Genomic DNA, 6,000 nt, shown 5'->3' on the forward strand with positions numbered 1-6,000 from the left:
GATCCGCGCCAATCCGCCCGCCACCTCCCCGTCCGCCGTCACCACCCCCGGCTCGCCGGGCCCATCGGGCCCCCCGGGCCCACCCGGTTCGCCGGCCGGCGCAGGCGCCCACGGTCCCCGGGACGCAGCGCACTCAGGACGCCCGGAGCAGAGACGGTCCGGAGCACCCGAGGAGCGTTCCGGAGCAGGTCCCGGGGCAGGCCCCGGCGCCGCCGGGCAGCGCACCGTGGGACCACCGGCCCCCGGCCACCGCACGGCACCCGACCCCGCCGGGGCCGCCCCGGCCACCGCTGGCTCCGACGCCGTTTCCACCGATACCGGTTCCGCCACCGCCGATACCGGTCCCCCGGCCGCCGGTGCCGCCGCTGCCACGGCCGGGCCAGGCAACGGTGCCGCTGCCGCTGCCGGGCAGCCGTCCGGCCACCGGGCCACCACGGGGGACGCCCTGCTCCCCTCGCTCCAGCCCCTGCTCCGCGCGTGGCTCCCCCGGCAGCGCTGGTTCGCCGGCAAGGGCCGCCCCGTCACCGGCTTCTCCCTCGTCTCCGCGACCGAGGTGCTGCCCTGCACACCCGGTGGGCCGGCCCCGGGGCTGCTCCATCTCCTCGTCCGCGTCCGCCAGTCGTCCCCCGCCGGCGCCGACTGCTACCAGCTCCTCGTCGGCGTCCGCTCGACCCTGCCCCCGCATCTCGCGCCCGCCCTGATCGGCCACCCCTCCTCCGGTCCGCTGCGGGGCCTCGCCGTCTACGAGGCCCTCGCCGACCCGCGCCTGGCCGGTCTGCTGCTGGAACGGCTCCGCGTCCCCGGCCGGCTCGGCGCACTCCGCTTCACCCGCGCTCCCGGGACGGCCATCGCGTCCACACCGGCCCCGCGGCTCGTCGGCGCCGAGCAGTCCAACTCCTCGGTGATCTACGGCGACGCGTACATCCTCAAGGTCTTCCGGCGTATCGGTGCCGGCGTCAACCCCGATCTGGAGCTGCCTCTCGCCCTCGCCCGGGTGGGCTGCGACCGGGTCCCCCACCCCACCGCCTGGTTCGAGGCCGGGCGGGACGGTGGGGCGGGCGCCGGGGTGGGTCGTGCAGTGGGTGGCGAGGTGGACGGCGGGTTCTCCGGTGAGGTGCCACCGGCCCCTTCCCCCGGCGAGAATCCGGACGACGCAACCTTCACCCTCGGCATCCTCCAGCCGTTCCTCACCGGCTCGGCCGACGGCTGGCAGCTCGCCCTCCGGTCCCTGGCCGCGCGGGACGACTTCACCGGTGCCGCCCACGCGCTGGGGCGGGCCACCGCGGAGGTGCACACGGCGCTCGCCGACGCCCTGCCCACGGCCGTCCTGCGGCGGCGGCAGATCGAGCACATCGCGAGCGTCATGACCGAACGGCTGGAGGCGGCGGCCGAAGCCGTACCGGCCCTCCGCCCCTACCGGGAGCCGCTGCGCGCCGCGTTCGACGAGTTCGCCGCGCTCGGCGCCCGCGGCCGCACCTGGCCCGCCCAGCGGATACACGGCGATCTCCACCTCGGCCAGGCCCTCCGCACCCCGCACGACGGCCGGTGGTCGCTCATCGACTTCGAAGGGGAGCCGGCCCGGCCGATCGCCGACCGCCGCCGTCTCCAGCCCGTGGCCCGTGACATCGCCGGCATGCTCCGCTCGTTCGACTACGCGGCCCGCACGCACCGCCCGCCCGCACCGGGCGCCTCCGGCCCGTCCCCTCGCCCCGCCCCGTCTCCAGCCACCCGGCGGTGGCCGGAGGAGAGGGAGACGGAGGAGTGGTGGTCACAGCAGTGGTCGGGACGGTGGTCCGAGCTCAACCGCGCCGCCTTCTGCGGTGGTTACGCGGAGGCCGCGGGGACCGACCCACGGGAGGAACCCGAACTGCTGCGCGCCTACGAGACCGACAAGGCCGTCTACGAGGTGCTGTACGAGGCCCGCCACCGACCCGACTGGCTCGCGGTTCCGATGGCCGCCATCCGCCGCCTCGCCGGTGAGCCGGAGGAGTTGCCGGCGGCCGACGTCGAGGAGCGGTACCGGACGGCCATGGCGGGGTACCACGACCCGGGTGAGGCGTACGGGGCGGTGGGACCGCCACCTCCGGAGCCGCGCGGTGCCGCCGGTTCGTCCGGCCGCTCCGGCCCGGCCGGCTCAGGCGCGCCGGACGACACGGACAGCTCAGGCGGCACGCATGGCACAGCCGCCTCAGGCGGTTCGTCCGGCCCCACCGGCCAGCCCGGTTCGTCCACCTCTCCCGACGCATCCGGCTGACCCGACCCGTCTCACCTCCCCCCGGGTGAGCCGCCCACCACCGCACCACCGCACCACCGCACCACCGCACCACCGCACCACCGCACCACCGCACCACCGCACCACCGCACCACCGCACCACCGCACCACCGCACCCAGGATGTTCTCGTTCCGCCTTCCTCCGAGGAGGACTTCGCTGTGACCCCCCGCCCGCCGTCCCGGCCCCACCGGCCCTCCGACGACGCCCCGGAGCGCCCGGGGCCCCCCGCCACCGGCCGCGGCGCCCGGACGACCCCGGCCCCGGCCCCGGCCCCGGCTCCGGACGGGGTGTCCGGCACCGCGGGCGGCGAGACCCGTCCCGCTCCCGGTCCGGGTTCGTGTCCCGCGGCGACCCCGCCCCCGTCCGCACCTGAAGGCCCGGCACGGTCCTCGGCCACCACACCGGGCACGGGGGACCGAGGGCGGACGGCGAACCGGCAGAGCGCCGCGGGAGGCGACCACGGCACGGAGCACGCGCCCGTCGCGGGCCGGGACCGCCCCGCCCCGGCGGGCCGCTCCGGCGACCGGCGTCCCGGCCGCCCCGGGGCCCGGGCGTCCGGCACCGCACCCGGGTCCGTCACCGCCGGTCCACGCCCGATCCGGGGCGACCGGGCCACCACGACGGGTGGCACCCCGGTCGGCGCGACGGGCGACCCGGGCCGCACGGAGCACCGCGGCGCCACCGGCCCCACCTCCGGTACGGGGCCCATCTGTTCGGGGCCCACCGGTACGGGGCCCACCGGTTCGGGGCCCACCGCCACCGGACCCGCCGTGCTCCGTGCCGCCCCGCTCGACCCCGGGGAGCGCCGGCGGCTGCTCGACGGCGCGCACCACGACCCGCACTCCCTGCTCGGCGCCCATCCCCTCCCGGAGGGTGGCGTCGTCCTACGGGTACTGCGCCCGTACGCGCACGGCGTCACCGTCGTCGCCGCCGGGATCCGGGCCGGTCTGCACTCCGAGGGGGACGGCTTCTTCGCGGGCGTGCTCCCGTGTGACGCCGTCCCGGAGTACCGGCTGCGGGTCGCGTACGGCGACCCCGACGCCCCGGAGGTGCTGGAGCAGCACGACCCGTACCGCTTCCTGCCGACGCTCGGCGAGTTCGATCTGCACCTGATCCACGAGGGCCGTCACGAACAGCTCTGGCACGCGCTCGGCGCCCACCCCATGACGCATCAGGGCGTGACCGGGACCCGGTTCGCGGTCTGGGCGCCCAACGCCCGCGGGGTGCGCGTCACCGGCGACTTCTGCGGCTGGAACAGCACCTGCCATCCGATGCGTTCCCTGGGCTCCACCGGTGTGTGGGAACTGTTCCTCCCCGGGGTGGGCGACGGCGCGCTCTACAAGTTCGACATCACCGCGCCGGACGGTTCACACTCCCTGCGCGCCGACCCCATGGCACGGCGTACGGAGGTCCCGCCCGCCACGGCGTCCGTCGTCACCTCGTCCGCCTACCCCTGGGAGGACGAGGAGTGGATGCGGCGCCGGGCCGAACGCCGTGTGCACGAGGCCCCGTTCTCCGTCTACGAGGTGCACCTCGGCTCCTGGCGGCCCGGGCTCAGCTACCGGCAGCTCGCCGAGCAGCTGCCCGCGTACGTCAGGGAGCTAGGTTTCACCCACGTCGAACTGATGCCGGTGGCCGAACATCCCTTCGGCGGATCCTGGGGTTACCAGGTCACCTCGTACTACGCGCCGACCGCCCGGCTCGGCACGCCCGACGACTTCCGCTTCCTCGTCGACGCCCTGCACCGGGAGGGCATCGGCGTCCTGCTGGACTGGGTGCCCGCGCACTTCCCGAAGGACGAGTGGGCGCTGGCCCGCTTCGACGGCACCCCGCTCTACGAACCGGCCGATCCGCGCCGCGCCGAACATCCCGACTGGGGCACGCTGACCTTCGACTACGGGCGCCCGGAGGTCCGCAACTTCCTCGTCGCCAACGCCGTCTACTGGTGCGAGGAGTTCCACATCGACGGGCTGCGGGTGGACGCCGTCGCCTCCATGCTCTACCTGGACTACTCCCGGGAGGGCGGCGACTGGGTGCCCAACCAGTACGGCGGCCGGGAGAACCTCGACGCCGTGGCCTTCCTCCAGGAAACCAATGCCACCGTCCACCGACGCTGCCCCGGCGTCGTCACCGTGGCCGAGGAGTCCACCGCCTGGGACGGCGTCACCCGGCCCACCCACCGGACCGGGCCGAACGGGCTCGGCGGGCTCGGCTTCGGGCTGAAGTGGAACATGGGGTGGATGCACGACTCACTGGGCTACATGGCGAACGACCCGGTGCACCGCAGGTTCCACCACCACGAGATGACCTTCTCGATGGTGTACGCCTACAGCGAGAACTACGTCCTGCCCATCTCGCACGACGAGGTGGTGCACGGCAAGGGTTCGCTGGTGGGCAAGATGCCCGGCGACTGGTGGCAGCAGCGGGCCAACCACCGCGCCTACCTGGGCTACATGTGGGCCCACCCGGGCAAGCAACTGCTCTTCATGGGACAGGAGTTCGCCCAGGGAGCGGAGTGGTCGGAGGTGCGCGGCCCGGAGTGGTGGCTGACGGACGAGACCTACACCGCGGCCGATGACCACCGGGGCATACGGGACCTGGTCCGTGACCTCAACCAGGTCTACGTCGCCGAACCGGCCCTCTGGGAGCGGGACACGGACCCGGCGGGATTCAGCTGGGTCGAGGGCGACGCCGCGGAGGACAACGTCTTCGCCTTCCTGCGCCTGGACGCCGGGGGGTCACCGGTGCTGTGCGCCGCCAACTTCTCACCGGTGGTGCGCCGCGACTACCGGCTCGGCGTGCCGAGCGAGCCCACCGGCTGGCAGGAGATCCTCAACACGGACGCCGCCGGCTACGGCGGCAGCGGTGTGACCAACCCGGACACGCTCAAGCCCGACCCGATCCCCTGGCAGGGCCGCCGCGCAAGCATCACCCTCACGCTGCCGCCACTGGCGGTGGTGTGGCTCCGGCCGGTGTGACGGGCGACCGAACGGCCGGATGAGCGCGCGGGGGATCGCTCGCCCGGCACCGCATCGGGCACGTGACGGCACTCGCCGGGGCTCGCGGAGTGGACGGGGTGGTGGTGCGGGTCGAGGTGGTGGCGTGCGGAGTGGGAGGGGTGGCCGGCTGGGGTGCGATCGGGTACGGATCCGGGGTCCGGGTCTGATCCGGGTCTGATCCGGATCCGGGTCGGGTCCGCGTCTGATCGGGGTCCGGGTCAGATCGGTCAGGTCGGTCAGGTCCCGAGTCGGTCGGGTCGGGCGGGTCGGGCGCGTCCCCGGTCCGTCTGGTCGCAGTGGGGTGCTGTTACGGCGCCGGGTGGGCGGCGCGGTGGTGGTGGCGGGTGGGTTGCGGGCCGGCGGGTTTGTGAGGGGCGGGGGTTACGGCGCCGGGGTCGGGGTTCGCGGTGCCTTTCGCCACTCGGGGTCGGGCGTGCCCGGTGGGCGGGTGGAAAAGATCGAGTGGCTGGTGCCGGTGGGGGTGCGCGGGGCACACGCGTGCGTGGTTCTCTCCGGCTGTCCCGCCGTCGTGGCGGGCTGTCGGTGGTTGCGGCCTTGTCGGTCGGGGGCGGCGGGGCCTGTGCGCCGCGCCTTCGGGTGGCGGGCGGCGGGGTGGAGAGCCGGTCGATGGCTCGGTCGGTGGCGCTGCGCGGAGATGGGGGAAGCGTTCGTTCCCTTTCCGGTTTTCCGTTCGGGCGGTTCACTCGTTCGGCCCTGCCGTGTTCACG

Annotated in this window: 2 protein-coding genes; both read left to right on the forward strand. The window is 75.1% G+C overall.

Translation table 11 applies throughout. From position 1 onward, the window contains the following. Nucleotides 1-445 precede the first annotated feature (445 nt). On the forward strand, nucleotides 446-2,254 hold the full coding sequence (locus HCK00_RS21700) for a maltokinase N-terminal cap-like domain-containing protein (RefSeq protein ID WP_240965964.1): 1,809 nt from the start codon (nucleotides 446-448) through the stop codon (nucleotides 2,252-2,254). 789 nt (nucleotides 2,255-3,043) lie between these two features. Further along, the gene (gene glgB / locus HCK00_RS21705) at nucleotides 3,044-5,251 is read left to right on the forward strand and encodes a 1,4-alpha-glucan branching enzyme (protein ID WP_311765422.1); all 2,208 of its coding nucleotides are present in this window, start codon (nucleotides 3,044-3,046) and stop codon (nucleotides 5,249-5,251) included. Nucleotides 5,252-6,000: the final 749 nt, after the last annotated feature.

Origin of the sequence: Streptomyces zingiberis (genome assembly GCF_012034935.1) — a bacterium.
Classification (GTDB): domain Bacteria; phylum Actinomycetota; class Actinomycetes; order Streptomycetales; family Streptomycetaceae; genus Streptomyces; species Streptomyces zingiberis.